The organism is Clavibacter michiganensis (assembly GCF_002151125.1).
GTDB lineage: Bacteria > Actinomycetota > Actinomycetes > Actinomycetales > Microbacteriaceae > Clavibacter > Clavibacter michiganensis_C.
In genome coordinates, this window is sequence record NZ_MDJZ01000001.1 from 26,152 (window position 1) to 52,726 (window position 26,575).

The 26,575-nt window shown below is 72.7% G+C and carries 20 protein-coding genes and 1 tRNA gene; 19 read left to right on the forward strand and 2 right to left on the reverse strand.

All coding sequences use genetic code 11. The features are described from left to right. The first annotated feature begins 116 nt into the window (after positions 1-116). The 4 genes from BFL37_RS00145 to mfd all read left to right on the forward strand — a co-directional run bounded on the left by BFL37_RS00145 (position 117) and on the right by mfd (position 7,311). The gene (locus BFL37_RS00145) at positions 117-2,054 is read left to right on the forward strand and encodes a gluconokinase, GntK/IdnK-type (protein ID WP_086513167.1); all 1,938 of its coding nucleotides are present in this window, start codon (positions 117-119) and stop codon (positions 2,052-2,054) included. A gap of 170 nt (positions 2,055-2,224) precedes the next feature. Next, the gene (locus BFL37_RS00150) at positions 2,225-2,869 is read left to right on the forward strand and encodes a 50S ribosomal protein L25/general stress protein Ctc (protein WP_086513168.1); all 645 of its coding nucleotides are present in this window, start codon (positions 2,225-2,227) and stop codon (positions 2,867-2,869) included. A gap of 133 nt (positions 2,870-3,002) precedes the next feature. Then, positions 3,003-3,590, forward strand: coding sequence for an aminoacyl-tRNA hydrolase (pth, locus tag BFL37_RS00155; protein WP_086513169.1), 588 nt, complete (start codon positions 3,003-3,005; stop codon positions 3,588-3,590). Between the two features lie 88 nt (positions 3,591-3,678). Beyond that, positions 3,679-7,311: a transcription-repair coupling factor gene (mfd, locus tag BFL37_RS00160; RefSeq protein WP_086513170.1), complete on the forward strand. Its 3,633-nt coding sequence runs from the start codon at positions 3,679-3,681 to the stop codon at positions 7,309-7,311. Between the two features lie 37 nt (positions 7,312-7,348). On the opposite strand, the gene BFL37_RS00165 is transcribed toward mfd, so the two are convergent. Beyond that, entirely contained in the window at positions 7,349-8,578 is a 1,230-nt protein-coding gene (locus BFL37_RS00165; RefSeq protein ID WP_086513171.1) for a Na+/H+ antiporter NhaA, read from the reverse strand. A gap of 107 nt (positions 8,579-8,685) precedes the next feature. Between BFL37_RS00165 and BFL37_RS00170 the strand changes: the two genes are divergently transcribed. From BFL37_RS00170 to BFL37_RS00240, 15 genes are all read left to right on the forward strand, one after another. Further along, positions 8,686-9,429: a MazG family protein gene (locus BFL37_RS00170; protein WP_086513172.1), complete on the forward strand. Its 744-nt coding sequence runs from the start codon at positions 8,686-8,688 to the stop codon at positions 9,427-9,429. A 155-nt stretch (positions 9,430-9,584) separates the two neighbouring features. Next, positions 9,585-10,220, forward strand: coding sequence for a TetR/AcrR family transcriptional regulator (locus tag BFL37_RS00175; protein ID WP_086513173.1), 636 nt, complete (start codon positions 9,585-9,587; stop codon positions 10,218-10,220). A 12-nt stretch (positions 10,221-10,232) separates the two neighbouring features. Further along, complete coding sequence (hisS, locus tag BFL37_RS00180; RefSeq protein ID WP_086513174.1) at positions 10,233-11,537, forward strand: histidine--tRNA ligase; 1,305 nt, start codon at positions 10,233-10,235, stop codon at positions 11,535-11,537. Between the two features lie 117 nt (positions 11,538-11,654). After that, positions 11,655-12,935 carry a phosphopyruvate hydratase gene (gene eno / locus BFL37_RS00185; protein ID WP_086513175.1) on the forward strand — a complete coding sequence of 427 codons (1,281 nt, stop codon included), beginning with the start codon at positions 11,655-11,657 and terminating at the stop codon, positions 12,933-12,935. Between the two features lie 98 nt (positions 12,936-13,033). Continuing rightward, positions 13,034-13,591: an FtsB family cell division protein gene (locus BFL37_RS00190; RefSeq protein ID WP_086513176.1), complete on the forward strand. Its 558-nt coding sequence runs from the start codon at positions 13,034-13,036 to the stop codon at positions 13,589-13,591. After that, a complete protein-coding gene (locus BFL37_RS00195; protein WP_086513177.1) occupies positions 13,588-14,103 on the forward strand; it encodes a DUF501 domain-containing protein in 516 nt (171 codons plus the stop codon). Before BFL37_RS00190 ends, BFL37_RS00195 begins: the two co-directional genes overlap by 4 nt. Continuing rightward, the gene (locus tag BFL37_RS00200) at positions 14,100-15,413 is read left to right on the forward strand and encodes a S8 family peptidase (RefSeq protein ID WP_241533746.1); all 1,314 of its coding nucleotides are present in this window, start codon (positions 14,100-14,102) and stop codon (positions 15,411-15,413) included. Before BFL37_RS00195 ends, BFL37_RS00200 begins: the two co-directional genes overlap by 4 nt. A gap of 37 nt (positions 15,414-15,450) precedes the next feature. After that, positions 15,451-16,941, forward strand: coding sequence for an NAD(P)/FAD-dependent oxidoreductase (locus BFL37_RS00205; RefSeq protein ID WP_086513178.1), 1,491 nt, complete (start codon positions 15,451-15,453; stop codon positions 16,939-16,941). A gap of 114 nt (positions 16,942-17,055) precedes the next feature. Beyond that, positions 17,056-17,130, forward strand: a tRNA-Leu gene (locus tag BFL37_RS00210). Positions 17,131-17,295: 165 nt separating this feature from the next. Continuing rightward, positions 17,296-18,492 (forward strand): PP2C family protein-serine/threonine phosphatase, encoded by a 1,197-nt coding sequence (locus tag BFL37_RS00215; protein ID WP_086513222.1) that lies wholly within the window; start codon positions 17,296-17,298, stop codon positions 18,490-18,492. After that, the gene (locus tag BFL37_RS00220) at positions 18,489-20,480 is read left to right on the forward strand and encodes a glycosyltransferase family 2 protein (RefSeq protein WP_086513179.1); all 1,992 of its coding nucleotides are present in this window, start codon (positions 18,489-18,491) and stop codon (positions 20,478-20,480) included. Before BFL37_RS00215 ends, BFL37_RS00220 begins: the two co-directional genes overlap by 4 nt. Continuing rightward, a complete protein-coding gene (locus BFL37_RS00225; protein WP_086513180.1) occupies positions 20,477-20,815 on the forward strand; it encodes an STAS domain-containing protein in 339 nt (112 codons plus the stop codon). Before BFL37_RS00220 ends, BFL37_RS00225 begins: the two co-directional genes overlap by 4 nt. After that, on the forward strand, positions 20,805-21,254 hold the full coding sequence (locus tag BFL37_RS00230; RefSeq protein WP_241533747.1) for an ATP-binding protein: 450 nt from the start codon (positions 20,805-20,807) through the stop codon (positions 21,252-21,254). The genes BFL37_RS00225 and BFL37_RS00230 overlap by 11 nt, the downstream gene beginning before the upstream one ends. Before the next feature lie 95 nt (positions 21,255-21,349). Next, positions 21,350-23,878, forward strand: coding sequence for an OpgC domain-containing protein (gene opgC / locus BFL37_RS00235; protein WP_241533748.1), 2,529 nt, complete (start codon positions 21,350-21,352; stop codon positions 23,876-23,878). A gap of 184 nt (positions 23,879-24,062) precedes the next feature. Beyond that, the gene (locus BFL37_RS00240) at positions 24,063-25,004 is read left to right on the forward strand and encodes a ferritin-like domain-containing protein (protein ID WP_086513183.1); all 942 of its coding nucleotides are present in this window, start codon (positions 24,063-24,065) and stop codon (positions 25,002-25,004) included. 74 nt (positions 25,005-25,078) lie between these two features. On the opposite strand, the gene BFL37_RS00245 is transcribed toward BFL37_RS00240, so the two are convergent. Further along, entirely contained in the window at positions 25,079-26,527 is a 1,449-nt protein-coding gene (locus BFL37_RS00245; RefSeq protein WP_086513184.1) for an amino acid permease, read from the reverse strand. Between the last annotated feature and the right edge of the window lie 48 nt (positions 26,528-26,575).

The window sequence follows — 26,575 nt, forward strand, 5'->3', positions numbered from 1 at the left end:
GTCCTCAGGCTACGCCCGGGCCCCCGACCGTCAGCGGGGCGTCGGGGAGCGTCTCGTAGGATGGATGGGCGCACCACGACGGAGCGCCGCACGAGTTCCTCACCGAACCGCAGGGAGTGATCCGCATCGACGCCGTCCGCCCGTTCCCGCCCGTGATCGTGATGGGGGTCTCCGGATCCGGGAAGTCGACCGTGGGCGAGCTCCTCGCGCAGGACGCCGGCGTCCCGTTCCTCGACGGAGACGACCTGCACCCCGAGGCCAACCGCCGCAAGATGGCCGAGGGCCACGCCCTCGACGACGACGACCGCCGCCCCTGGCTCGAGGAGGTCGGTCGCGCGCTCGCCGGTCGTGCCGACGGCGGACCGGTCGTGGCGTGCAGCGCCCTGACCCGCGACTACCGCGACATCCTCCGCGCCGCCGCGCCCGACGCCGTCTTCGTGCACCTCGCGGGCGACCACGAGTTGCTGGCCGAGCGCCTCGGCGGACGCGAGGGGCACTTCATGCCGTCGAGCCTCCTCGCCTCCCAGCTGCGCACGCTCGAGCCGCTCGGCGACGACGAGCAGGGGATCACCCTCGACATCACCGACGACCCGGTCGCCCTCGCCGACGCGGCCGTCCGCGAGCTGCTCCCGGGCGGGCGCACGGCGTCGCCGGGCCGGCTCGACGACGCGCCCGCCACGTCGACGGAGCCCGCCGCGGCCGTGCCCGAGGCGGACGTCCCCGCGCTCGTCCAGGCTGCGCGCTCCGACGCCGACGTGCCGCGCGTCGATGCCGCGCCGGACGCGGCAGCGGTCGAGCCCACGGCCGAGCCCGCCTCCGCCGACGGCGCCCCCGCGGCCGCCGTCCACGAGCCCATCCGGGTCGCCATCGTCGGCTGCGGCGTCATCGGCACGCACCACGCGCGCGTCCTCGCCGAGCACCCGGACTTCCGCGTCGCCGCGCTCGTCGACGTCACGGCCGCCACCGCGGACGAGCTCGCCGACGTGGTCGTCGACGAGCTGCGGGCCGAGCGCCCGCGCGTCTTCGCCCGCCTCGGCGACCTCATCCGCGAGGACGCCGCCGAGCTCGTCGTGATCTGCACGCCCAGCGGCCTGCACATCGGCCTCGCCGAGGAGGCGCTCGCGGCAGGCCTCCACGTCGTCATCGAGAAGCCGCTGGACGTCGACCTCGCACGCGGCCGCCGCATCGCCGAGCTCGCGCGCGAGGCCGCCGGGCGCGGGATCCTCTCCACGGTCATCAGCCAGCACCGCTTCAACCCGTCGAGCGTCGTCGTCGACCGGGCCGTGCGCTCGGGCCGTCTCGGCCGTCTCACCTCCGCCGTCGCCAGCGCGCCGTGGTGGCGCAGCCAGGGCTTCTACGACTCCGGCCACTGGCGCGGCACGTGGGACCTCGACGGCGGCGGCGCCCTGATGAACCAGGGCGTGCACACGCTCGACCTGCTCGTCTCCTACCTGGGGCGCCCGGTCGAGGTCTACGCGCAGACCGCGCTCCTCGCGCACGACGGCATCGAGGTCGAGGACGTCGCGGTCGCCGTGATCCGGTTCGCCTCCGGCGCCCTCGCGACCCTGCAGGCGACGACCGCCGGCTACCCGGGCCTCGACACGCGCGTGCAGGTGCAGGGCACGCGCGGATCCGCGGTCATCGAGGCGGGATCCCTCACCTACTTCCACGCGGCGCCCGAGTCGGGCGTGCCCGCCCAGGCCGACGTGCGCAACGACGCCGAGCTCGAGCTGCACGCGGCCGACCTGCCGCGCTCGCCGCGCCTCGACAACACCTACCTCGAGGGCCACTACCGGCAGTACGACGACATCGCCGACGCCCTGCGCACGGGACGGCCGGCGGGGGTCACGGTCGACGACGCGTTCGTCTCGCTCGCGACCGTGGTCAGCGTCTACGTGTCGGCCACGCTCGGCGCGCCCGTCGCGTTCGAGGACGTCGTCGACGGCGTGCACGACGGCCTGCGCCTCCGGGTCGGGCAGTCCACGCCGCCCGCGCCGGGATCCCCGTCGCCCGCCGCCGCGGACCCGTCGCCCGGGGACGCGTCCGTCCGGTAGCATCGGGGGTTGAACTTCGGCGAGGGATCGCAGGGGCCGTGCGCGAGCACGGCGGCGGTCCGTTATCGACGCGGTGGACGGGGCTCGCACCTCAATCCTCACGCGCAAGCGTTCGAGCAGACGACTGACACACGACGCGAGCCCTCACGGGCCGCACTAGGAGCGACACCATGGTTGACAACAACCTCTCCGCGGAGCTGCGCACGCAGTTCGGCAAGGGCGCGGCCCGCAAGATCCGCGCGGTCGGCAAGATCCCCGCGGTCATCTACGGCCACGGCACCGACCCGCAGCACGTCACGCTGCCGGGCCACGAGCTCATGCTCATCATCCGCAAGGCGAACCAGATCATCACGCTCGACATCGAGGGCACGCCCCAGCTCGCGCTGGTGAAGGACGTCCAGAAGGACCCCGTGCGCCAGATCATCGAGCACGTCGACCTCATCGTCGTCCGCCGGGGCGAGCGCGTCGAGGTCGAGGTCCCGATCCACGTCGAGGGCGAGTCCTACCCCGGCACGATCCACAACCTCGAGTACACGTCCATCACGGTCGACGTCGAGGCCACGCACATCCCCGAGTCCTTCGTCGTCTCGATCGAGGGCTTCGAGGAGGGCACGCAGATCACCGCCGGGCAGGTCGACCTGCCCGCCGGCGCGACGCTCGTCACCGACCCCGAGACGCTCGTGCTCGCGGTCTCCGTGCCGCAGCTCGACCTCACCACCGACGCGGTGGACGAGGACGTCGTGGCCGAGGGCGACGCGGACGTCGAGGTCACCGACGAGGGCGCCACCGGCGACCAGTCCGGCGACGACAAGTAGCCACCGCCCGCGGCCCCGGCCGCACGCACGACCAGCACCACGGAGCCCGTCGGCCGCCGTCCGGGACACCGGCAGCGGCCGGCGGGCTCCGCGCATCCACCCGGATGCCATCGACGACACGAGGAGAGCGCACGTGGACGACCGGACCCTGCTCGTGGTCGGCCTCGGCAACCCCGGCCCGCAGTACGCGGGCACGCGGCACAACGTGGGGCAGATGGCGCTCGACGTGCTCGCCGACCGCATGCGCGCCACCTTCCGCTCGCACCGCGCCAACGCGCAGGTCGCGGAGGGGCGCGCGGTGCCCGGCGGGCCGAAGCTCATCCTCGCGAAGCCGAGCTCGTTCATGAACCTGTCCGGCGGGCCGGTCGCGAACCTCCTCAAGTACTTCTCGCTCGAGCCCGCGCAGCTCGTGGTGGCGCACGACGAGCTCGACATCCCCTTCGACGCGATGAAGCTCAAGCAGGGAGGCGGGCACGGCGGCCACAACGGGATCCGCGACATCATCTCCTCCGCCGGCACGGGCGACTTCACGCGCGTGCGCATCGGCATCGGCCGCCCGCCCGGCCGTCAGGACGCCGCCGACTTCGTGCTGAAGCCGTTCTCCTCCACCGAGCGGCAGGTGCTGCCGAACGTGCTGGAGGACGCGGCCGACGCCGTCGAGATGATCGCCTCCGACGGCCTCATCGCCGCGCAGCTGCGCTTCCACACCGCCGCGTCCTGACCCGCGCACGGACCGTCGTCCGGCCTCCGCGCGTCCGCCCACGGCGGACGACGGCGAGCACGTCGGTGGCGGCGCGTACGATCATCTGGTGATCCTCCAGGGCTTGATCCCGGCGCTCTCGCGCGCCTCCACGTTCGACGACGCCCTCGCATCGGCCTCCCGCGACGCCGACTTCTCCCTCACCGAGGGGCTCCAGGGGCCGCTGCTCGCGGGGCTCCTGCGCCAGCGCATCCAGCGCGGCATCCCGGGGTGCCTCCTCGTCGTCACCGCCACCGGCCGCGAGTCGGAGGGCATGCGCCGCAGCCTCGACGCGGTGCTGCCGGACGCCGAGATCCTCGAGTTCCCGGCGTGGGAGACGCTGCCGCACGAGCGGCTCAGCCCGAGCGCCGAGATCGTCGGCAAGCGGATCCACGCGCTCCGCCGCATGGAGCAGTGGCACGCCGCGCTCGGCCAGGGCGCCCGCGAGGTCCCGGCCGACCAGGTGCGCCCGCTCGTCATCGTCGCCTCGGTGCGCGCCGCGCTGCAGCCCGTCGCGGACAACCTCACCGAGCTGCCGCCCGTGCAGCTCGCGACCGGCAGCCGGGGCCACGACCTGTCCGAGCTCGCCGTCCGGCTCGTCGACCTCGCGTACTCGCGCGTCGACATGGTCACGCGCCGCGGCGAGTTCGCGGTGCGCGGCGGCATCCTCGACGTCTTCCCTCCCGTTTCCGACCACCCCGTGCGCGTCGAGTTCTTCGGCGACGAGGTCGACCAGATGCGGCCCTTCGCGGTCGCCGACCAGCGCTCGCTCGAGGAGGAGATCACCTCCGTCGAGCTGCCGCCGAGCCGCGAGCTGCTGCTGAGCGCGCCCGTGCGCCAGCGCGCCCGCGAGATGCAGCACGAGTTCCCGAACCTGCAGCAGATGCTCGCCAAGATCGCCGAGGGCATCCCCGTCGAGGGCATGGAGTCGCTCGCGCCGGCGCTCGTCGACCGGCTCGTGCCGGTCACGCACTACCTCCCCGTGGACGCGGCCATCGCCGTCGTCTCGCCCGAGCGGGTGTCCACCCGCGCGCAGAGCCTCGCGGACACCAACCGCGAGTTCCTCGACGCCGCGTGGAACGCCGCGACCGCGGGCGCCCAGGCGCCCATCGACCTCGCCTCGGGCGACTTCCTCTCGCTCGGCCGCCTGCGCGACGCGCGCGGCCCGCGCCGCTGGTGGACCCTGTCCGGCTTCCAGGCCACCGACGTGCTGCCGGAGGACCTCGGGATCGACGAGGTCATGACCGTGCGCATCCAGGCGGATCCCGTGCCGAGCTTCGCGGGCAACGCCGACGGCGCCATCGAGCACGTGCGCGAGCGCCTCGCGGCCGGCTGGAGCGTGGGCGTCGTGGCGCAGGGATCCGGGCTCGTCGAGCGCGCCGACACCGTGCTGCGCGAGGCGGGCGTGCCCGCTCGCGTGGTCGAGGAGTTCCCGGCCGAGCCCGAGCCCGGCATCGCCTACCTGCTGCGCTCCGCCATCGACGCCGGCTTCGAGATGCCCGAGGTGAAGCTCGCGCTCCTCACCGAGAGCGAGTTCTACGGGCGCGCCGCCGGCTACGACAGCCGACAGGTCAAGAAGCTCGCCACCCGGCGCAAGAACGTGGTGGATCCGCTGCAGCTGAAGACCGGCGACCACGTCGTCCACACCACGCACGGCATCGGGAGGTTCGTCGAGCTCACGCAGCGCGAGGTCTCCTCGGGCGGGCGGAACGCCGTGAAGACCCGCCGCGAGTACCTCGTCATCGAGTACGCGCCCTCCAAGCGCGGCTACCCGGGCGACAAGCTCTTCGTGCCCACCGACCAGCTCGACCTCCTCAGCCGCTACGTCGGCGGCGAGGAGCCGGCCCTCAGCAAGATGGGCGGCAGCGACTGGGCCGCCGCCAAGGGCAAGGCGCGCCGCGCCGTCCGCGACATCGCGGTCGAGCTCGTCAAGCTGTACTCCGCGCGCATGGCGTCGCGCGGGCACTCGTTCCCGCCGGACACCCCGTGGCAGCGCGAGCTCGAGGAGGCGTTCCCCTTCATGGAGACGCCCGACCAGCTCACCGTCATCGACGAGGTGAAGCGCGACATGGAGAGCCCCATCCCCATGGACCGCCTGGTCTCCGGCGACGTCGGCTTCGGCAAGACCGAGATCGCCGTGCGCGCCGCGTTCAAGGCGGTGCAGGACGGCAAGCAGGTCGTGATGCTCGTGCCCACGACGCTCCTCGTGAAGCAGCACTTCGAGACGTTCTCCGAGCGCTTCGCCGGGTTCCCCGTGCACCTGCGCCAGCTCAGCCGGTTCCAGACCGACAAGGAGTCGCGCGAGACCGTCAAGGGCCTCGAGGACGGCTCGGTCGACGTCGTCATCGGCACCCACCGCCTGCTCACGGGCAGCATCGCGTTCAAGGACGTGGGGCTCGTCATCATCGACGAGGAGCAGCGGTTCGGCGTCGAGCACAAGGACGCGCTGAAGAAGCTCAAGGCCAACGTCGACATCCTCGCGATGTCGGCCACGCCCATCCCGCGCACGCTCGAGATGGCGGTCACGGGCATCCGCGAGATGTCGACGCTCGCGACGCCGCCGGAGGACCGGCACCCGATCCTCACCTTCGTGGGGCCGAACAGCGAGAAGCAGATCGCCGCCGCCATCCGGCGCGAGCTGCTACGCGAGGGCCAGGTGTTCTTCGTGCACAACCGCGTCTCGAGCATCAACCGCGTGGCCTCCGAGCTGGCGGAGCTCGTGCCCGAGGCGCGCGTCGCGGTCGCCCACGGCAAGATGAGCGAGTCGATGCTCGAGCAGGTCATCGTCGACTTCTGGGAGCGGAAGTTCGACGTGCTCGTGTCGACCACCATCATCGAGACCGGCCTCGACATCGCGAACGCCAACACGCTCATCATCGACCGGGCCGACAAGTACGGGCTCAGCCAGCTGCACCAGCTGCGCGGGCGCGTCGGCCGCGGGCGGGAGCGGGCGTACGCGTACTTCCTCTACGACGCCGACAAGCCGCTGTCCGAGACCGCGCACGACCGGCTGTCCACCATCGCGGCGAACAACGAGCTGGGATCCGGCATGCAGGTCGCGCTCAAGGACCTCGAGATCCGCGGCGCCGGCAACCTGCTGGGCGGCGAGCAGTCCGGCCACATCCAGGGCGTCGGCTTCGACCTCTACCTGCGCATGATCGGCGAGGCCGTCTCGACCTTCCGCGGCGACGTCGCGGAGGGGCAGACCGAGCTGCGGCTCGAGCTGCCGGTGGACGCGCACATCCCCGAGGAGTACGTCGACAGCGAGCGGCTGCGCCTCGAGGCATACCAGAAGCTGTCGACCGCGGCCTCGCCCACGGCCACCGACGACCAGATCGACCGGGTCATCGAGGAGCTGGCCGATCGCTACGGCGAGCCGCCCGTGGAGGTCGACAACCTCGTGCGGGTCTCCCGCCTGCGTCGCGTGGCGCAGCGGGCCGGGCTCAGCGAGGTCGTCGCGATGGGGCCGAACCTGCGCATCGCGCCGGCCGACCTCGCCGACAGCAAGCAGGTGCGCCTGCAGCGCATGTACCCGGGCAGCCGGCTGTTCGCGCAGACCAACGCGGTCACCGTCCCGCTGCCCAAGCGCGACGGCGAGCCGCTGCCCGACGCCGAGCTGGTCGACTGGGTGCGCCAGCTCCTCGACGCCGTCTTCACGGTGGAGCCCGCACCGGCCGCGAAGGAGTCCGCGCCGAAGGCGTGATCCTCGCCGACTGGCGGGCCGGCCGGGTGGTCGGCGCCTAGGCGCGGGCCGGGCCGCCGTCCACGTGCGCCGGGAAGTCGTCGCGCGTCGCGTCGTCCTCGTCGTCGGAGGACCCCGCGCGGCGGGCGCGGCGGCTGCGGATCGACAGCGTGACGGCGGCCGCCACCACGGAGACGCCCGAGCCGAGCAGCACCGCGAGGGTGCCCTCGTCGCGCACCTCGTCGAGGCCCGCGAACGCCAGCTCGCTCATCAGGAGCGACACCGTGAAGCCGATGCCGCCGAGGAGCGACACCGTCACGAGGTCCGGCATCGCGAGGCCGCCCGGAGCGCCACGGCGGCGTGCCACGGCCGCGCCGAGGAGCCCGCCCGCCGTGATCCCGACGAGCTTGCCGAGCGGCAGCGCGAGCGCGATGCCCCAGAAGGCCGGCGCGAGCTCGGCGATGCCCACGGCGGGGATGGCGACGAGGGCCGCGGAGAAGGCGAACAGCGGCAGGACGATCCCGTTCGACAGCGGCTCCAGGGCGTGCGCGGCCCGCAGGCCCTGGACGCGGGGGAGCGCGAAGCCGAGCGCGACGCCCGCGATGGTGGCGTGGATACCGGAGGAGAGCGTCGCCCACCAGGTCACCAGGGCGATGAGCACCAGCAGGGCGACCACGGCGATCCGCACGGCTCCGGTCCGCCCCGCGCCGAGGCGGCCGACGACGGCGAACAGCACGACGCCCGCGACCGCGAGGCCGAGCGCGCCCACCTCGAGGTCGGTCGTGAAGAAGACCGCGATGATCACGATCGCGATGAGGTCGTCGAGCACGGCCAGCGCCAGGAGGAACACGCGCACCGCGGCGGGGAGGCCGCGGCCGAACACGGCGAGCACGCCGAGCGCGAAGGCGATGTCCGTGGCGGTGGGCACGGGCCAGCCGCGCTCGAGGCCGCTGCCCGCGGTGATGGCGAGGTAGACGAGGGCCGGGACGATGACGCCGCCCACGGCCGCGATCGCGGGCACGAGGGCCGCGGAGACGCTGTTCAGCCCACCGGCGACGAACTCGTGCTTGAGCTCGACCGCGACGATGAAGAAGAAGATCACGAGCAGGCCGTCGCTCACCCAGTGCCGGAGCGTCAGGTCGACGCCGATCGCGGGGACGGCGAGATGGCCGTCGGCCCACGCGATGAGGCCGGGGCCGGCGGGCGTGTTCGCGACGACGAGGCCGACGACGGCGGCGAGGAGGAGGAGCCCGGCGGCGACGCGCTCGGAGCGGATGAGGGCGATCATGGGCGCCTTCCGGGGTCGATGGTGGGGGAGACGGTCGCCCGCCGCCGACCAGGCTTCCCGGCACACCGCCGACGAGCTTACCCGCGCCCCGGTGCGAGGATGACGGGATGAGCGAGCCCGCCTCCCCGTCCGCATCCGCCGCTCCACCCGCATCCGAGGGCGCCGCCCGCGCCGTCGCGGAGCTCGCCGCCGCGATGGCCGTGCTGCGCGCGCCGGACGGCTGCGTCTGGAACCGGGGGATGACCCACCGGACCCTCGTCCCCTACCTCCTCGAGGAGAGCCACGAGCTCGTCGAGGCCATCGAGACCGACGACGTGCCCGGCATGCGCGAGGAGCTCGCCGACGTGCTCCTCCAGGTCGTCTTCCACGCCGACATCGCGCGCACCGAGGGCGAGGGATTCGACCTCGCCGACGTCGCGCGGACCGCCACGGAGAAGATGGTCCGCCGCCACCCGCACGTCTTCGGCGACGAGCGCGCCGACACGGTCGAGGAGGTCCTGCGGGTGTGGGGCGCCGCGAAGGACCGCGAGAAGTCGGCGCGCACGAGCGTCGTCGACGGGATCCCGATGGGCATGCCGTCCCTCGCGCTCGCCGACAAGCTGCTCGGCCGGGCGGAGCGCGTCGGGCTGCTCGAACCGGACGCGCCCGCGGCGATCCCCGTCGACGACGAGGACGACCTCGGCCGGCTGCTCCTCGCGGTCGTCGTCTCGGCGAGGTCCCGCGGGCTCGACGCGGAGCGCGCGCTGCGGACGACGCTGCGGTCGCTGACCGCGGAGATCCGGGACGCGGAGGAGCGGCCCGACGACGGAGGACCCGACGACGCCTCTCCCGGCGCGGGCCGGAGCGCCTGAGGCGAGGTCCGGCCCGCGGGGGCGTCGCCCGGGATTTACCCGATCCCGGGCCGCCGTGTCCGTCGCCTCCACCCGAAGGAGACGGCGGACAGATCTGGGCGCTCACACCGTACGGGTCTTCGCCACGTGTCCATCACGCTTGTTATGGTGAGGCCGTGGCAGCCCAGGATCCGCACCGCCGCCAGGACCTGCTGGCCCACATCCTCGATCACCTCCGCGCCCACCCGCTCCAGTCGGTGACCTTCCGCGGCCTCGCCGACGCGTTGGGCGAGAGCACGTTCGTGCTCGTCTACCACTTCGGATCCAAGGAGCGGCTGCTCGAGGCCGCGATGGACGCCATCGACCAGCGGCAGGCCGAGATGGTGGAGGGCGATCCGCGGGAGATCCGGCCCGAGGAGCTCCGCGAGTGGACGACCCGCGCCTGGCGCTGGCGCCTCACCGACGTGAACCGCGACTTCCAGCGCCTCGAGTTCGAGGCGGCCCTCCTCCGCACGCGCGACGGCATCGTCCGGCCGCACGCCATCGCGAGCGTCACCGCGTGGCGCCGCTTCGGCCTCGAGTGGATGCTCGCCCACGGCGTCCCCGAGGACGTCGCCGTCGACACGGCCGACCTCCTGCAGGCGGGGTCCTACGGCCTCCAGTTCGACTTCGTGATCTCGGGCGACCGCGACCGGGCGATGCGCGGCTTCGAGGCGCTCATCGACGCGTTCACCCCGCGCATCGAGCCGTGGCTCGACCTGGCCGAGGCGGCGGGTGCCGTGCTGCCGCCCGGGGCGCCGCCCGCCGCCTGACAGAATCGGGGGATGCCCCAGCAGATCACGCCGCCCCGCGGCATGCGCGACTTCCTGCCCGCCGAGAAGGCCCGCCGCGAGCAGGCGCTCGCCATCATCCGCCGCACCTACCGGGCGCACGGCTTCGACGAGATCGAGACGCCCGTGGTCGAGGAGTCCGGCCGGCTGCACGCGGGCCTCGGCGGCGACAACGAGAAGCTCGCCTACTCGGTGCTCAAGCGCGGCCTCTCGGGCGACGACCTGCGCGCGGCCGCGGACTCCGGCGACGTGCTCGCCCTCTCCGACCTCGGGCTGCGCTTCGACCTCACGGTGCCGCTCGCGCGCTTCTACGCGTCGCACCGTGCGGAGCTGCCGGGCGTCTTCCGGTCCATCCAGGCCGCGCCCGTCTGGCGCGCCGAGCGCCCGCAGAAGGGCCGCTACCGCCAGTTCATGCAGTGCGACATCGACGTCATCGGCGAGGCGGGGCAGCTGGCCGAGGTCGAGCTGATCTCCGCCACGGCGGCCACGCTCGCGGCCCTCGGCCTGACCGGCTGCACCATCCGCGTGAACGACCGGCGCATCCTCGCCGGGATCCTCGACTCCTGCGGCTTCGCGCCCGACCGCCAGGCGCAGGCGCTCATCAGCATCGACAAGCTCGACAAGATCGGCGCGGCGGGCGTCGTCGCGGAGCTCGCCGAGGGCGGGGCCGACGCGGCGGCGGTGCTGGGCGGGATCCTCGAGCGCATCGAGCCCGCGCTCGCCGACGGCGGCGTGCCGCTCACGACCGAGGCGATCACCGGGATCCTCCCCGAGGGCGTCGACCCGGACGCGGTCGCCGACCTCGAGACCCTCGCCGACGCGCTCGTCGGCCTGCCCGAGGGCGTCACGCTCCGCTTCGACCCGACCCTCGTGCGCGGCATGGGCTACTACACGGGCACGATCTTCGAGATCGCGCACCCGGCGTCCGGCAGCTCGGTGGGCGGCGGAGGCCGCTACGACGGCATGATCGGCCGCTTCCTCGGCCAGGACGTGCCGGCGGCCGGCTTCTCCATCGGCTTCGAGCGCATCGTCGACCTCGCCGTCCTGCCCGAGGCGGAGGACGGCGACGCCATCGCCCTCGTGCACGACCGGCGCACGCCGGTCGCCGTGCTCGCCCGGCTCAAGGCGGAGCTCGTCGCGTCCGGCCGGCGCGTGCGCCTGGAGCCGCGCCCCAAGAACGTGGCCCCGCTCCTGGAGGCGCTGCGCGTCCAGGGCTTCCGCACCTTCGCGTCGGTCGACGCGGACACGACGGATGCGGCGGCCCTGCGGGAGCGCCCGCTCGAGGCCCCGCGCGGCTGATCCGTCACCTGCGCGACACCTGCGCGCGGGGCCCGCCGCCCGGGGCCCGGAATGCCCCCGCGGCTAGGATGGACCCGACTTCCCACCCCCCCCACCGCAACGCAAGGAGACCATTCCGTGGCAGCCATCGAAGCAGTCAACGCACGCGAGATCCTCGACTCCCGGGGCAACCCGACCGTCGAGGTCGAGGTGCTCCTGGAGGACGGCACGTTCACGCGCGCCGCCGTCCCGTCCGGCGCCTCCACCGGCGCGTTCGAGGCGTACGAGCTGCGCGACGGCGACGCGGGCCGCTACCTGGGCAAGGGCGTCCAGAAGGCCGTCGCCGCCGTCGTCGACGAGATCGGCCCGGCCATCCAGGACCTCGACGCCGCGGACCAGCGCATCATCGACGCCACGATGATCGAGCTCGACGGCACCGAGAACAAGTCCCGCCTCGGCGCGAACGCGCTCCTCGGCGTCTCCCTCGCGGTCGCGAAGGCCGCCGCCGACTCGGCCGAGCTGCCCCTCTACCGCTACCTCGGCGGCCCGAACGCGCACACGCTGCCCGTGCCGATGCTCAACGTCATCAACGGCGGCTCGCACGCGGACACCAACGTCGACATCCAGGAGTTCATGCTCCTGCCCGTCGGCGCGTCCACCTTCTCCGAGGGCCTGCGCTGGGGCGTCGAGACGTACCACGCGCTCAAGAGCCTGCTGAAGAAGAAGGGCCTGTCCACCGGCCTCGGCGACGAGGGCGGCTTCGCGCCGAACCTCGACAGCAACCGCGCCGCGCTCGACCTGCTCATGGAGGCCATCGACTCCGCGGGCTTCACCCCGGGCAAGCAGATCGCCCTCGGCCTCGACGTCGCGTCCAGCGAGTTCTACTCCGACGGCGCGTACACGTTCGAGGGCCAGAAGGTGGACGCGGCGCACCTCACCGCGTACTTCGCCGACCTCGTCGCGTCCTACCCCCTCATCACCATCGAGGACCCGCTGGACGAGGACGACTGGGCCGGCTACGACCACTTCACCGCCGAGCTCGGCTCCAAGGTGCAGATCGTCGGCGACGACCTCTTCGTCACCAACCCGAAGCGCCTCGCCGACGGCATCACGCGCGGCGTCGCCAACTCGATCCTCGTGAAGGTCAACCAGATCGGCACGCTCACCGAGACGCTGGACGCGGTCAGCCTCGCGCAGCGCAGCGGCTACACCACCGTGCTCTCGCACCGCTCGGGCGAGACCGAGGACACGACCATCGCCGACCTCGCGGTCGCGGTGGACGCGGGCCAGATCAAGACCGGCGCCCCCGCCCGCAGCGAGCGCGTCGCGAAGTACAACCAGCTCCTCCGCATCGAGCAGGACCTCGGCGCCGCCGCGGTCTACGCCGGCCGCAGCGCCTTCCCGCGCTTCCAGGCCTGATCCGTCCGGCCCGCCCGCGCCTCCCGGGGCGCGGGCGGGCCGGCCGCGTTCCACCGCCGCACCCGGCACCGCACGACACGACACACGAAGGAGGAGCGATGGCCCGCTTCCCCGGCCTCGACACCCTCCGCGCGCGCCGCTCCCCGCGTCCGCGCACCGAGCGCGTCCCCGTGGCGCTGCCCGAGGACGACGCCCCCTCCGGCAACTGGCTGCGCAGCATGCGCTTCTCCGGGTTCTCGGTGATGGTGCTCGTGCTCCTCGTCCTCACGGTCGTCGTGCTCGCCCCGGGCCTGCGCATCTACCTCGAGCAGCGGCAGCAGCTCAGCAGCCTGCAGAGCGCGGTGGACGCCCAGGAGGGCACCATCGCCCAGCTCCAGGACCAGCGCGCCCGCTACGACGACCCCGCGTTCCTCAAGGCCCAGGTCCGCGACCGCCTCTTCTACGTGATGCCCGGCGAGACGAGCTACCTCGTCCGCGGGCTGCCCGCCACGGACGGCGACGCCACCACGACGCCCGACGGCGAGCCCATCAGCGCCGACCTGCAGGAGACGAAGCAGGACTGGGTGCAGGCCCTGCTCGGATCCGCGCTCACGAGCGCCCTCAGCGACACCCCGCCCGACCAGCTCCAGGGATCCGTCCAGGGAGGCGACCAGTGACCCGACCCCCCTTCGACCCGCCGTCCGAGCGCGACGTGCGCGTCGTCTCCGCCCAGCTCGGCCGCCCGGCCCGCGACGTGGTCGGCATCGCCGCCCGCTGCGTCTGCGGCAACCCCACCGTCGTGAGCACCGCCCCGCGCCTCGCCGACGGCACGCCGTTCCCCACGCTCTACTACCTGTGCCACCCCGCGGCCACCGCCGCGATCTCGCACCTCGAGGCCGAGCACGTCATGGCCGAGCTGCAGGACGACCTCGCGGAGGACGAGGCGCTGCGCGACGCGTACGCCGCCGCCCACGCGTCCTACCTCGCCGACCGCGAGTCGATCCTCGTGGTGCCCGAGCTCGAAGGCGTGTCCGCGGGCGGCATGCCCGTGCGCGTCAAGTGCCTGCACGCCCTCGCCGGCCACGCGCTCGCGGCGGGACCGGGCGTCAACCCCATCGGCGACATCGCGCTCGCCCGGGCCTCCTGGTCGCCGGACGTCTGCGAGTGCGCCGACCCCCACGCGGCATGACCCCCGCGACCGGCATGCCGGCGTCCGGCATCCCCGCGTCCGACCCGCGGGCGTCGTCCCGGCCCGGTCGTCGCCTGGCGCGCACGGCCCTCGTCGGGATCCTCGCCCTCCTCGCGGTGCTGCCCGCCGCGACCCCCGCGCACGCGGATCCGGTGCGCGAGCGCGAGTACTGGCTCGCCGACTACGGCATCGAGCAGGCGTGGCAGACCACGCGCGGCGAGGGCGTGAAGGTCGCCGTCATCGACACGGGCGTCGACTCCTCCGTCGCCGACCTCCGCGGCGCGGTCGCGGGCGGCACCGACGTGTCGGGCATCGGATCCCCGGACGGCTCGAAGCCCGTCGGCGCCTCGAGCGAGCACGGCACCATGGTCGCCTCGCTCCTCGCCGGCCGCGGCACGGGCACCGGATCCGGCGTGATCGGCGTCGCTCCCGCCGCGAGCCTCCTCAGCGTCTCGGTCGCGCTCGGCGGCCCGACCCCGGGCGCCCGCGACGAGGACGCGCAGATCGCCGACGCCGTCCGCTGGGCCGTCGACAACGGCGCGAGCGTCATCAACATGTCCCTCACCCGCAACTCGCTCGACTGGCCGGAGAGCTGGGACCGCGCCTTCCTCTACGCGTACGAGCACGACGTGGTCGTCGTCGCGGCGGCCGGCAACCGGGGGAGCGGCACCACCGAGGTGGGCGCGCCCGCCACGATCCCCGGCGTGCTCGCGGTCGCGGGCGTCGACCGGGCGGGTGCCGCGAGCTTCGACGCGTCGTCGCAGGGCATCACGATCGCGGTCGCCGCTCCCAGCGAGCAGCTCGTGGGCGTCGAGCCCGGCGGCCGCTACGTGCAGTGGAGCGGCACGAGCGGCGCGGCGCCCCTCGTCTCCGGCGTGGTGGCGCTCGTGCGGGCGGCGCACCCGGAGTTGAAGGCCGACGACGTGGTCGAGCGCGTGCTCGCGACCGCGCGGCAGAAGGGCCAGCCGGAGATCTACGGCCGGGGCCTCGTCGACGCGGCCGCCGCCGTGACCGCCGACGTCGCGCCCGCGAGCGGCAAGCCCCTCGGCGACCTCGCGGAGTGGGTGCGCCTGTACCGGCGCGCGCCCGTCGCCACGCCGGATCCCGCCGCCTCCGCCACCCCGGACGCCGCGCCCACGGTCCCCGCCGACGCCCCCACCGCGGACCCCGCGGCCGACGCGCTGCCGACCGCGGGCGAGCTCCGCCAGGTGGGGATCCCGGCCCTCGTCCTCTCGGTGTTCGCGGCGCTCGCGGCCGCGATGGCCGTCGTCGCGTCCCGGCATTTCAGACGGCTGCTCCGGAAGGGGTAGCCTGATTTCGACCACAACCTGCAGGGAGTCATCCATCGTGCCCAAAATCCTGATCGTCGGCGGCGGCTACGCCGGTTTCTACACGGCATGGAAGCTCGAGTCGCACCTCCGATCCGGCGAGGCCGAGGTCACCATGGTCGACCCGCTGCCGTACATGACGTACCAGCCGTTCCTGCCCGAGGTGGTCTCCGGATCCATCGAGCCCCGCCACGCGGTCGTCTCGCAGCGGCGCCACCTCCGCACGACCAACGTCGTCACGGCCAAGGTCACGGGCATCGACCACGCGTCGAAGACCGCGACCATCACGCCGCCGGTGGGCGAGCCGTACGAGTTCCAGTACGACATCATCGTCGTCACCGCGGGCAGCGTCTCCCGCACGTTCCCGATCCCGGGCGTCGCGGACGAGGCCATCGGCCTGAAGACCATCGAGGAGGCCGTCGCCATCCGCGACCGCATCTTCGCCAACTTCGACCGCGCGGCCACGCTGCCGGCCGGCCCCGAGCGCGACCGCCTCCTCACCTTCGTGGTGGTCGGCGGCGGCTTCGCGGGCATCGAGGTCTTCGCCGAGATGCGCAGCATCGCGAGCGACCTCGTGAAGAAGTACCCCGAGATCGACTTCGAGGACACGCACTTCCACCTCATCGAGGCGATGGGCCGCATCATGCCCGAGGTGTCCCTCGAGACGAGCCACTGGGTGCTCAAGAACCTCGCCGAGCGCGGCGCGCTCGTGCACCTCGACACGCAGCTCAAGTCCGCCGTCGGCGGCGTGGTCGAGCTGTCGACCGGCGAGTCGTTCGAGTCCGACGTCATCGTCTGGACCGCGGGCGTCATGGCCAGCCCCATGCTCAAGAACACCGACCTGCCGATCGAGGAGCGCGGGCGTCTGCGCGTGCGCGCCGACGGTCGCGTCGAGGGCGACGACGGCATCGTGGCGGACGCCTGGGGCGCCGGCGACGTGGCGGCCACCCCCGACCTCACGGGCGGCGGCGTCGGCGGCTTCTGCGTGCCCAACGCGCAGCACGCTGTCCGCCAGGGCAAGCTCATGGCGAAGAACCTCACCGCGAGCCTCCGCGGGGAGGGCATCACCGACTACTTCCACAAGAACCTCGGCGCCGTCGCGGGACTCGGCCTGTACCAGGGCGCGTTCCAGTCCGGCAAGCTCGGCATCACGGGCTTCCCCGCCTGGGTCATGCACCGCGGCTACCACGGCCTCGCGATCCCGTCCTTCGAGCGCAAGGCGCGCGTCGTCACCGGCTGGGTGAACAACCTGGTCTGGGGCCGCGACATCGTCTCCATCGAGGCACGCGAGACCCCGCGCACCGCGTTCGAGACGTTCGCGTCGCGCCCGCGCCCCGCCGCGGACGCCGCCCCGGCCGCTCCCGCCGAGAAGAAGGAGGCGGCGCCCGCCAAGAAGGCCGCCGACGACAAGGCCGACGCGCCCGCCGAGGGCGAGAAGTCGCCGGCGCTCGCGGGCAGCTACAGCTCCTCGCCCAGCGTGGAGAACGCGGAAGAGAAGCCCTCGGCCTGATCCTCCCGCAGCACCGACGACGGCCCGCAGGCACCAGCCTGCGGGCCGTCGTCATGCCCGGCGCTCCCGCATCCGCCCGCCGACCGTAGGCTGTCGGGAGCGCCGAGGCGCCATGCCCCCGTAGTCCAATTGGCAGAGACGGGCGACTTAAAATCGCTACAGGTCAGGGTTCGAGTCCCTGCGGGGGCACCGCTCGCCGTCGCGCACGACGCGCTCCGCCACCACTGGGACGACCACCGAGGTCGTCCGCGTAGCGCCACTTAGTGCGTCCCCTATTGATCCGGCCACGTAAGCTGAGTGCGCCCGTCGAATCGGGTGCCGTGGACGGGGGTCCACATCGGCGAGGGGGCGGGGATGAGTCTGATCGAGGACGCGCGGGCGACCGCGGCTCAGCGTGCCGTCGAGGCCCTGGGGCTGCTCGACGGGCCACCCGAGGAGCGCTTCGACCGGGTCACCCGCCTCGCCCGCACGGCGTTCGACGTCCCGCTCTCGACCATCGGCCTCGCCGACCACGACCGCATCTGGTTCGCCTCCTGCGCCGGTGCCGAGGTGTCCGAGACGCCCATCAGCAGCGTCTTCTGCGACACCACCGTGCGCGAGGAGCGCGTGCTCGTCGTCGAGGACGCCCAGATCCACCCCGTGTTCCGGCACCTGCCGAGCGTGGCGGGGGAGCCGCACATCCGCTTCTACGCCGGGCACCCGCTGCGCGACTCGGAGGGCGTGGTCGTCGGCACCTTCTGCCTCTACGACGTCCAGCCGCGCGGCCTCGACGCCGCCCAGCTCGCGCTCTTCGCCGAGCTGGCCGAGTGGGTGCAGCGCGAGCTCGTCGCGAGCGTCGAGATGGAGCGAGCCCAGCAGGTGCAGTCGGCCCTGCTGCCGGCCGCCGCGGTGGAGGTCCCCGGCTACGAGATCGCGGCCGTGTGCGTGCCCGCGCTGGTGGTGGGCGGCGACTTCTACGACTACGAGCGGACGGCATCCGGCCTCCGCTTCTCCATCGCGGACGTGATGGGCAAGGGCACCGGCGCCGCGATCCTCACCGCCACGGTGCGCGCCGTCCTCCGCGGCATGGCGAGCACCGCCGACCGCTACGGCGCGGGCGCCCTCGAGGACACGGGCCTCATGGTCACGGACGCGGCCCGCACCCTCGACGCCGACCTCGACCGCACCGGGTCCTTCGTCACCCTGCAGCACGGGCACCTCGACCAGGCGTCCGGGCTGCTCCGCTACGCGGACGCGGGGCACGGGCTGACGATCGTCGTCCACCCCGACGGCCGCGTCACCCACCTCGACACGAGCGACCTGCCCGTCGGCATCGATCCCGACCACCGCTGGGAGGAGCGCCACGTCGTGCTCGCGCGGGGCGACACCTTCGTCACCTTCAGCGACGGCCTGTTCGACATGTTCGGCGGCAGCGACCCGGCGTTCGCGTCCATCGGCCGGCTCGTGACCGAGGCCGGCGGCGTGCACGCGCTCGTGGAGCGGGTGCGCACGCTCGCCTCGGCCGGCACCCCGCTCGACGACGTGACCGTCCTCGCCGTGAGCCGCGCATGAGCCGCACGGCGCACCGTGCCCAGGTCACGAGCCGCATGACGCTGCGCTTCGCGATCATCCGCCTCCTCGCGGTGATCACGGCGATCCTCGGCCTCAACTACATCGTCTGGCGGCTGCTGTTCTCGGTGAACCCCGAGGCGCTCTGGATCGCGATCCCGCTCGTGCTCGCGGAGACCTACAGCCTCATCGACTCCCTCCTGTTCGGGCTCACGATGTGGCGGGCCCGCGACCGGCCGAAGCCCCCGGCGCCGCAGCCCGGCCTCACGGTCGACGTGTTCATCGCCACGTACAACGAGCCGCTCGACCTCGTGATGGAGACGGCCCGCGCCGCCCAGCGCATCACCTACCCGCACAAGACGTGGGTGCTCGACGACGGCAACCGCACCGAGCTCCGCGACCTCGCGGAGGCCGAGGGCATCGGCTGGATCACCCGCTCGGCCGACTGGTCGGGCCGCGCGCGCCACGCGAAGGCCGGCAACCTCAACAACGCGCTGCTCACGACCGAGGGCGAGTTCATGCTCATCCTCGACGCCGACCAGGTGCCCGAGCCGGAGATCCTCGACCGCACGCTCGGCTACTTCGACGACCGGCGCATGGCGCTCGTGCAGACGCCGCAGGTGTTCGTGAACGTGCCGGACGCGGATCCGCTCGGCAGCCAGGCGCCGCTGTTCTACGGGCCCATCCAGCAGGGCAAGGACGGCTGGAACGCGGCGTTCTTCTGCGGGTCCAACGCGATCCTCCGCCGCGAGGCCCTCATGCTCCTCGGCGTCTCGCGCTACGTGACGGACATCGAGATCAGCGTGTTCCGGGCGCTCCGCACCGCGGGCGACGTGATCGACAAGGCGCGCGAGGAGCTCGAGCCCGACCAGGTCGAGCTCCGCAAGGCGCTCGACGACGTCGCCTACGACGTGCGCCGGGCCCGCGCCGAGCTCCGCCGCGGCCAGCGCCTGGCCGACGTGACCTACCGGTTCCAGAAGCGCGTCGACTCCATCGCCGCCCGCATGGTGCAGGACGACATGGCGGCCCTCCACGCCGACCTGGCCGAGATCGCGGCGCTGGCCGGCCGGCACTCCGCCGACCGCGACGCCGTCTCGCTCGTCGACGAGACCGCCATGGCCCGCCTGTCCGAGCGGGACTGGTCGCCGCTCGGGGCGCTCGACGCCGTGCGCGCGATCGTCCGCGAGATCGACGTGCACCGCGACGACGACGCGCAGTCGATCATGCCGCTGGCCACCATCTCGGTCACCGAGGACATGGCCACCTGCATGCGCCTGCACGGGCTCGGCTGGAAGTCCGCGTACCACGACGAGACGCTCGCCTACGGGCTGGCGCCGGAGGACCTGCCGACCATGCTCACGCAGCGCCTCCGCTGGGCGCAGGGCACGATCCAGGTGTTCTTCCGCGAGAACCCGCTGCTGCAGAAGGCGCTCTCGATCCCGCAGCGCCTCATGTACTTCGCCACCATGTGGAGCTACTTCTCCGGCTTCACGGCGGTCGTCTACGTGGCGGCGCCCATCATCTACCTCGTCTTCGGCGTGCTCCCGGTGCAGGCGCTCTCGACGGACTTCTTCGTCCGGCTGATCCCGTTCCTCATCGTGAACCAGCTCCTGTTCGCGGTCGTCGGCCGCGGCAAGCGCACGTGGCGCGGGCAGCAGTACTCGCTCGCCCTCTTCCCGGTGTGGATCTCGTCGGTCACCACGGCCGTCGCCAACGTGTTCTTCCGCAAGCCGCTCGACTTCGCGGTCACCCCGAAGGTCCGCGCCGAGAGCGGCAAGCCGCGCTGGGACCTCGTGAAGCCGCAGCTCTACGTCATCGGCGCGCTCATCGTGGCCTCCGCGATCGGCCTGCTGCGCCTCGCGGTCGGGCAGGCGACGCCGCTCGGGACATTCACCAACCTCGCCTGGGTCGTCTTCGACCTGGCGATCTTCAGCATCATCATCCGTGCGGCCCGCTACCGGGGCTTCACGCCGGCCAAGGAGGACGCATGATCGACATCGCAGTCAACGAGCAGGGCACGCACGTGAGCGTCGTCAGCCCGACCGGCCGCCTCAACATGGTCTCCGCCCGGCAGCTCACGACCGTCATCACCGAGGTCATCGACGGCGGCCGCCCGTTCGTCGTGGTGGACCTCGGCGGCACCGACTTCATGGACTCCTCCGGCCTCGGCGCCCTCGTCTCCGGTCTCAAGCGCGCGCGGCAGGCGGGCGGCGACCTCCGCCTCGCCCGCCCGAACGCGCAGGTGAAGGCCGTGCTGGAGCTCACCAACCTCAACCGCGTCCTCACGGTGCACGAGTCGCCCGAGGGCGTGTTCCGTGACCGATGAGGGCATGACCCACCACGCGCCCCCGGTGCGGGCCAACGTGACGCTCCCGGCGGTGGAGGAGAGCCTCGCCGCCGTGCACGCGGTGATCGCGGCCGTGTGGGACCAGGCCTCCGACGTCAGCGACACCGAGCGCATGCTGTTCGAGACCGCCGTGGTGGAGATCGCCGGCAACGTCGTCGAGCACGGCGTCGCGGTGGGGGAGCGCGCGGGGTACCCCGTGACCTTCACCATGACCGTCATCTGCCAGCACGACCGCATCGTCGCGCTGTTCGAGGACGACGGGAAGCCCGCCGTCGTCGACCTCACGCGCGTCTCCATGCCCGACGACCTCAGCGAGAGCGGCCGCGGGCTGGCGCTCGCGCAGGCGGTCCTCGACGACCTCACGTACGAGCGCACCGACGGCAGCAACCGCTGGCGGCTGGTCCGGCTGCGCGGCTGATGCGCGGCGGGGGGACGCGGGCGCGCGGGGGCGGGCGCACGCGGGGACGGATCGGCGGCTGGGCAGCGGCCTTCGTCGCGCTCGCGATCGCCGTCGTGCCGGCCACCGCGGCGCTCGCGGTGCCGACCGGGCACGCGCCGACGGCGACCGCGCCCGCCGCGCCCGCCGACGAGGTCGACCTCACGCGGGCGCCCGACGCGCCCTGGTTCGGCGGCATCATCGACTGGACCGCCGACGACGCGCAGAGCTACGCCGACCGCCTCGGCGCGACCCCCGCGGTGCTCGGCCAGTCGGTGCGCTACCCGCTCGGATCCGACGACGTCACCTACCTCGACCAGTTCGCGCAGCAGGCGGCGCAGCAGGGATCCCTCCTCCTCCTCACGCTCGAGCCGACCGTGCCGCTCACCGAGCTGACCCCCGCCGACGCGACCGCGCTCACCGACCGGCTCGAGGCGCTGCGCGAGCGCTACGACTCCCGCGCGCTCGTGCGGTTCGCGCCCGAGATGAACGGCTCGTGGACCCCCTGGGGGCAGCAGCCGTCCGCGTACGTCGCCGCGTTCCGCCAGGTCGCCGACGCCGTGCAGGCCTCCGACGCGGGCGCCGTGACCGTCTGGTCGCCCGCGTACGCCGCCGGCTACCCGTTCGGATCCGCCGACGGCCTCACCGACGCGTCCGGCGCGCGCTCCATCGACGAGCTCGACACCGACGGGAACGGCCGCGTCGACGTCGACGACGACGCGTACCGGCCGTACTACCCGGGCGACGACGCCGTCGACTGGGTCGGCCTCTCCGCCTCGCACTTCGGGTCGGAGCAGGACTTCACCGTCGGGCAGCCGTCCGAGGAGTACCTCGGCGGCGAGGTGATCCCGCAGCAGGAGTTCGGCGAGAACGTCGTGCCCGAGGGCGGCAAGTTCGCGCGGGAGCTGTCGGGGGAGTACGGCTACTCCAACGAGGGCGGCGCGGGGCGCGACTTCGGGGCCGAGTGGATCGAGGGCACGGGCAAGCCGGCCGTGATCGAGACGGGCGCGCTCTACGACGCGGCCCGCACCGACGGCGCGAGCGAGATGGACGTGAAGAGCGCGTGGTGGGAGCAGGTGCTCTCCGCCGACATCCGCGCCGAGCACCCCGGCATCGGCATGGTCGTCTGGCGCGAGGTCGAGCGGGAGGAGGCGGAGGCCGACGGCGCCGTCATCGACTGGCGCGCCACGGGCGACCCGGCGATCGCGTCCGCGCTGCGCGCGCACCTGGATCCGGAGACCGCGACCCTCGGCGCCGTCACGCAGGTCTTCGACCAGGAGCGCGCCAACGTCGCGACCGCGCAGTACCGCGACCCGGGATCGCCCGAGGACGAGCAGATGGGCTGGATCGTGCTCTGCGCGGTCGTGCTCCTGCTGCTGTTCGCGATCTCCGGGCCCATCGGCCGGCTCAAGCCCGGCTGGCGCTACCCGGACGAGAACTCGCCCCGCGACCGCCGCCTCGACCTCTTCCGCGGCTGGACCATCGTCGCCGTGGTCATCACCCACATCGAGCTCGCGAGCCCCTACTCGTTCGTGACCATCAACGCGATCGGCGCCATCACGGGCGCCGAGATGTTCGTGCTGCTCTCCGGCCTCGTGCTCGGCATGGTCTACCCGATGGCCGTTAAGAAGTTCGGCGAGGCCAAGGCCCTCGTCTCGATCCTCCGACGTGCGTTCAAGCAGTACGTCGTGGCGATCGCGGTGGTCGTCATCGTCTTCGCGCTCACGTTCGTGCCGTTCCTCGCCACCGACGTGATCACCACGTTCACCGACCGCGGCACGGGTGCGGACGGCAAGGTCACCACCGGCCAGGTCTACGACCTCTACCCGAACGGCGCGCGCCTGCTCGACTACCCGCCGCCCTGGTACGCGATCCGCGACCTGCTGCTGCTCCGCATGGGCCCGTGGGTGTTCAACATCATGGGCCTGTTCGTGGTGCTGACCCTGCTGGTGCCCGCGGTCGTGTGGCTGCTCCGCCGCCGCATGTGGTGGGTCGTGCTCATCGCGAGCTGGACCGGATACGTCCTGAACGCGCAGTTCGACATCCGCGTGCTGCCGTCGATGTTCGAGGACGTCTTCCCGCTGCTGACCTGGCAGGTCGCGTTCCTCAACGGCATGGTGATCGGCTACTACCGCCGGCAGATCACGCGCGCCCTCACCGGCCGGGTCGGTCGCGTGCTGGTGTCGATCGGGCTCGTCGCGTACGTCGGCGCGCTCGCCGTGCTCTGGGCCGGCCACACCTTCGGCGTGCAGCTGCCGGGCGTGCCCGACGGCCTCTACTCGTCGCTGTACGAGTCGATGTACCAGCGCACGTTCCTGCAGCCCGGCCGCCTGCTCGACCTGGCGCTGATGCTCGTGGTCGCCTACACGTTCCTCACCCGCGTGTGGAAGCCCGTGGACCGCGCGTTCGGCTGGTTCTACACGCCGCTCGGATCCGCGAGCCTCTACGTGTTCATCGTCCACGTGTTCTTCGTGCTCATCGTCGGCAGCCTGCCGTTCCTCGACAGGGCGAATCCCTGGCAGGGGGCAGTGGTCCACACGCTCGTGCTCGCGGCGATCTGGTTCATGGTGACGCGCAAGGTGCTCTTCAAGGTCATCCCGACCTGATGCACCCGGCCGCGATCGGCGGGCATCCGGTCCCAACCGATCCTGTCCGGGCTCCGAACGCTTTCCGACATCCAGCGAAACCAGTGCCCCGTGCCCTTCCTGGATGCCTGTCAACCGTTTAGCGTTCGAACCACCATGCGTCCGGTATCTGGGATACGGACGCGCCGACCAAGGGAGCTCGTCCATGTTCGACAAGAAGTTCATCACCCAGGCCATCGACAGGAGCGCGCAGTCGCCCCTCGACCGTCGTCGCTTCTTCAGCGCCGCGGGCATCGCGGGGCTCGGCGTCGGCGCCGCGGCCCTCATCCCCGCGACCGGAGCCCAGGCGGCCGACGCCCAGGCCGAGGCGGACGCGGGCGCCGTCACCGACGCCGCCGTCCTCAACTTCGCGCTCAACCTCGAGTACCTCGAGGCCGAGTTCTACCTCCGCGCCGTCACCGGCAACGGCCTCGTGCCGAACGACATCTCCGGCGTCGGCACGCCCGGCAACGTCTCCGGCGGCCGTGCCGTCCAGTTCAAGGACTACGCGATCCGCCAGTACGCCTACGAGATCGCGCAGGACGAGAAGGCGCACGTCAAGTTCCTCCGCGCAGCGCTCGGCTCGGCGAAGGTCGCGCGTCCCGCGATCGACCTCGACGCCGCGTTCTCCGCCGCCGCCGCGGCTTCGGGCCTCGTCAAGCCGGGCGAGAAGTTCGACGCGTTCGCCAACCAGGAGAACTTCCTGCTGGCCTCGTTCATCTTCGAGGACGTCGGAGTCACCGCATACAAGGGCGCGGCGCCGCTCATCACCAACAAGACGTACCTGGAGGCGGCCGCAGGCATCCTCGCGGTCGAGGCGTACCACGCGGGCATCATCCGCTCGCAGCTGTTCGCCCGCGGCCTCGCCGAGCCCGCCAACGCGATCTCGAACGCCCGCGACTCCCTCGACGGCCCCACGGACCTCGACCAGGGCGTCACCGTCTCCGGCGGCGCGAACCTCGTGCCGACCGACGCGAACGGCATCGCGTTCAGCCGCACGCCCGGCCAGGTCCTCAACATCGTGTACCTGAACAACCAGGCCGTCACCAAGGGCGGGTTCTACCCGAACGGCGTCAACGGCTCGGTCAACACCAGCGCCGCGAACTAGCTCCCCGCGCGCACGCAGGGGCGCCGCCCACCTCCCGAGGTGGGCGGCGCCCCTGTCGCACGTCCGGGAGCGCTTCAGCCGCGATCGCGGTTCCGCGGGCTGTCGGCCGCGAGCACCGAGTTCCGGCGCGAGTACGTGAGGTAGATCACGAGGCCGATGACGAGCCAGATCGCGAACCGCACCCACGTCTCCCACGGCAGCGACGAGACGAGCCAGAGCGAGAAGCCGATGCCGATGATCGGCACCACCGGCATGGCGGGCAGCCGGAACGCCCGCGGGATCTCCGGCCGCTTGTAGCGGAGCACGATCACGGCCGCGCACACCACCACGAACGCGAGCAGGATCCCGATGTTGGTCAGCTCCGCCACCACGGTGATGGGTAGGAAGCCCGCGAACAGGGCCGAGCCGATGCCGATGATCCACGTCACGCGGGTCGGCACGTTGCGCTTCCGGTCGGTCACCGCGAACCACTTCGGCAGCAGCCCGTCGCGGCTCATCGAGAACCACACGCGCGACGCCCCGAGCATGAAGGTGAGCATCACGGTGACGACGCTGACGATCGCGCCGACCGCCACCACGTTCGCCACGGCGGGCAGGCCCACCGACTCGAACGCGGTCGCGAAGCCGCTCTCCGGGTTGATGTCGCTGTACCGCTGCATGCCCGTGAGGACGATGGTCGCGAGCACGTAGAGCACCATCGCGATGCCGAGCGACAGCAGGATCGCCTTCGGCATGTGCTTCGTGGCGTCCTTCGACTCCTCGGCCGCCGTGCTCATGGCGTCGTAGCCGAAGACCGCGAAGAAGACGGTGGCGGCGCCCGTGAAGACGCCCGCCGCGCCGAACGGGAAGTACGGCTGGTAGTTGGCGCCCGTGATCTGCGTGAAGCCGATGACGACGATCACGAGCACCAGCGCGACCTTGAGGCCCACGAGGTAGAGCTCGAAGCGGCCGACGCTCTTCATCCCCCGGGTGAGGACGAACGCGGTGCCGAGGCAGAGGATCACGGCGAAGAGGTCGACCACGTGGCCGTCGCCCGTGCCGGCCGCGCCGAGCATCCAGGCGGGGAGGTCGATGCCGAGCTGGTCGAGGAGGAAGCCCGCGTAGCCGGAGACGCCGATCGCGACCACGCCGACGATGGCGGTGTACTCCAGCAGCAGGTCCCAGCCGATGAACCAGCCGACGATCTCGCCGAGGGCCGCGTAGCCGTAGGTGTACGCGGATCCGGCCTTGGGGATCATGCCCGCGAACTCCGCGTAGGAGAGGGCGGCCGCCGCGCTCGCGATGCCGGCGATGAGGAACGAGATGAGGACCGCGGGGCCGGCCGTCTGGTTCGCGACCGTGCCCGCGAGCGTGAAGATGCCGGTGCCGATGATGCCGCCCACGCCGATCGCGGTGAGCTGCCACAGGCCGAGCGAGCGGGTGAGCCCGCCCTCCGCGGTCGCCGCGCCGGGCTCCTCCTCGATCGCCTCCACGGGCTTCCGCCGCGTCAGCGCCGCCCGGAGGGACGTGCTCGATGTGCTCATGCAGGACTCCTGCCGTCGGGGCCGCGCGGGCCGGGTCGAGGCCGCCGG

Excerpts from the sequence above, each read along its gene's own strand:
- BFL37_RS00150 (WP_086513168.1), top strand. The coding sequence starts at position 2,225 with ATGGTTGACAACAACCTCTCCGCGGAGCTGCGCACGCAGTTCGGCAAG.
- BFL37_RS00165 (WP_086513171.1), bottom strand. The coding sequence starts at position 8,578 with ATGATCGCCCTCATCCGCTCCGAGCGCGTCGCCGCCGGGCTCCTCCTC.
- BFL37_RS00170 (WP_086513172.1), top strand. The coding sequence starts at position 8,686 with ATGAGCGAGCCCGCCTCCCCGTCCGCATCCGCCGCTCCACCCGCATCC.
- hisS (WP_086513174.1), top strand. The coding sequence starts at position 10,233 with ATGCCCCAGCAGATCACGCCGCCCCGCGGCATGCGCGACTTCCTGCCC.
- BFL37_RS00190 (WP_086513176.1), top strand. The coding sequence starts at position 13,034 with ATGGCCCGCTTCCCCGGCCTCGACACCCTCCGCGCGCGCCGCTCCCCG.
- BFL37_RS00200 (WP_241533746.1), top strand. The coding sequence starts at position 14,100 with ATGACCCCCGCGACCGGCATGCCGGCGTCCGGCATCCCCGCGTCCGAC.
- BFL37_RS00215 (WP_086513222.1), top strand. The coding sequence starts at position 17,296 with ATGAGTCTGATCGAGGACGCGCGGGCGACCGCGGCTCAGCGTGCCGTC.
- BFL37_RS00220 (WP_086513179.1), top strand. The coding sequence starts at position 18,489 with ATGAGCCGCACGGCGCACCGTGCCCAGGTCACGAGCCGCATGACGCTG.
- BFL37_RS00225 (WP_086513180.1), top strand. The coding sequence starts at position 20,477 with ATGATCGACATCGCAGTCAACGAGCAGGGCACGCACGTGAGCGTCGTC.
- BFL37_RS00240 (WP_086513183.1), top strand. The coding sequence starts at position 24,063 with ATGTTCGACAAGAAGTTCATCACCCAGGCCATCGACAGGAGCGCGCAG.
- BFL37_RS00245 (WP_086513184.1), bottom strand. The coding sequence starts at position 26,527 with ATGAGCACATCGAGCACGTCCCTCCGGGCGGCGCTGACGCGGCGGAAG.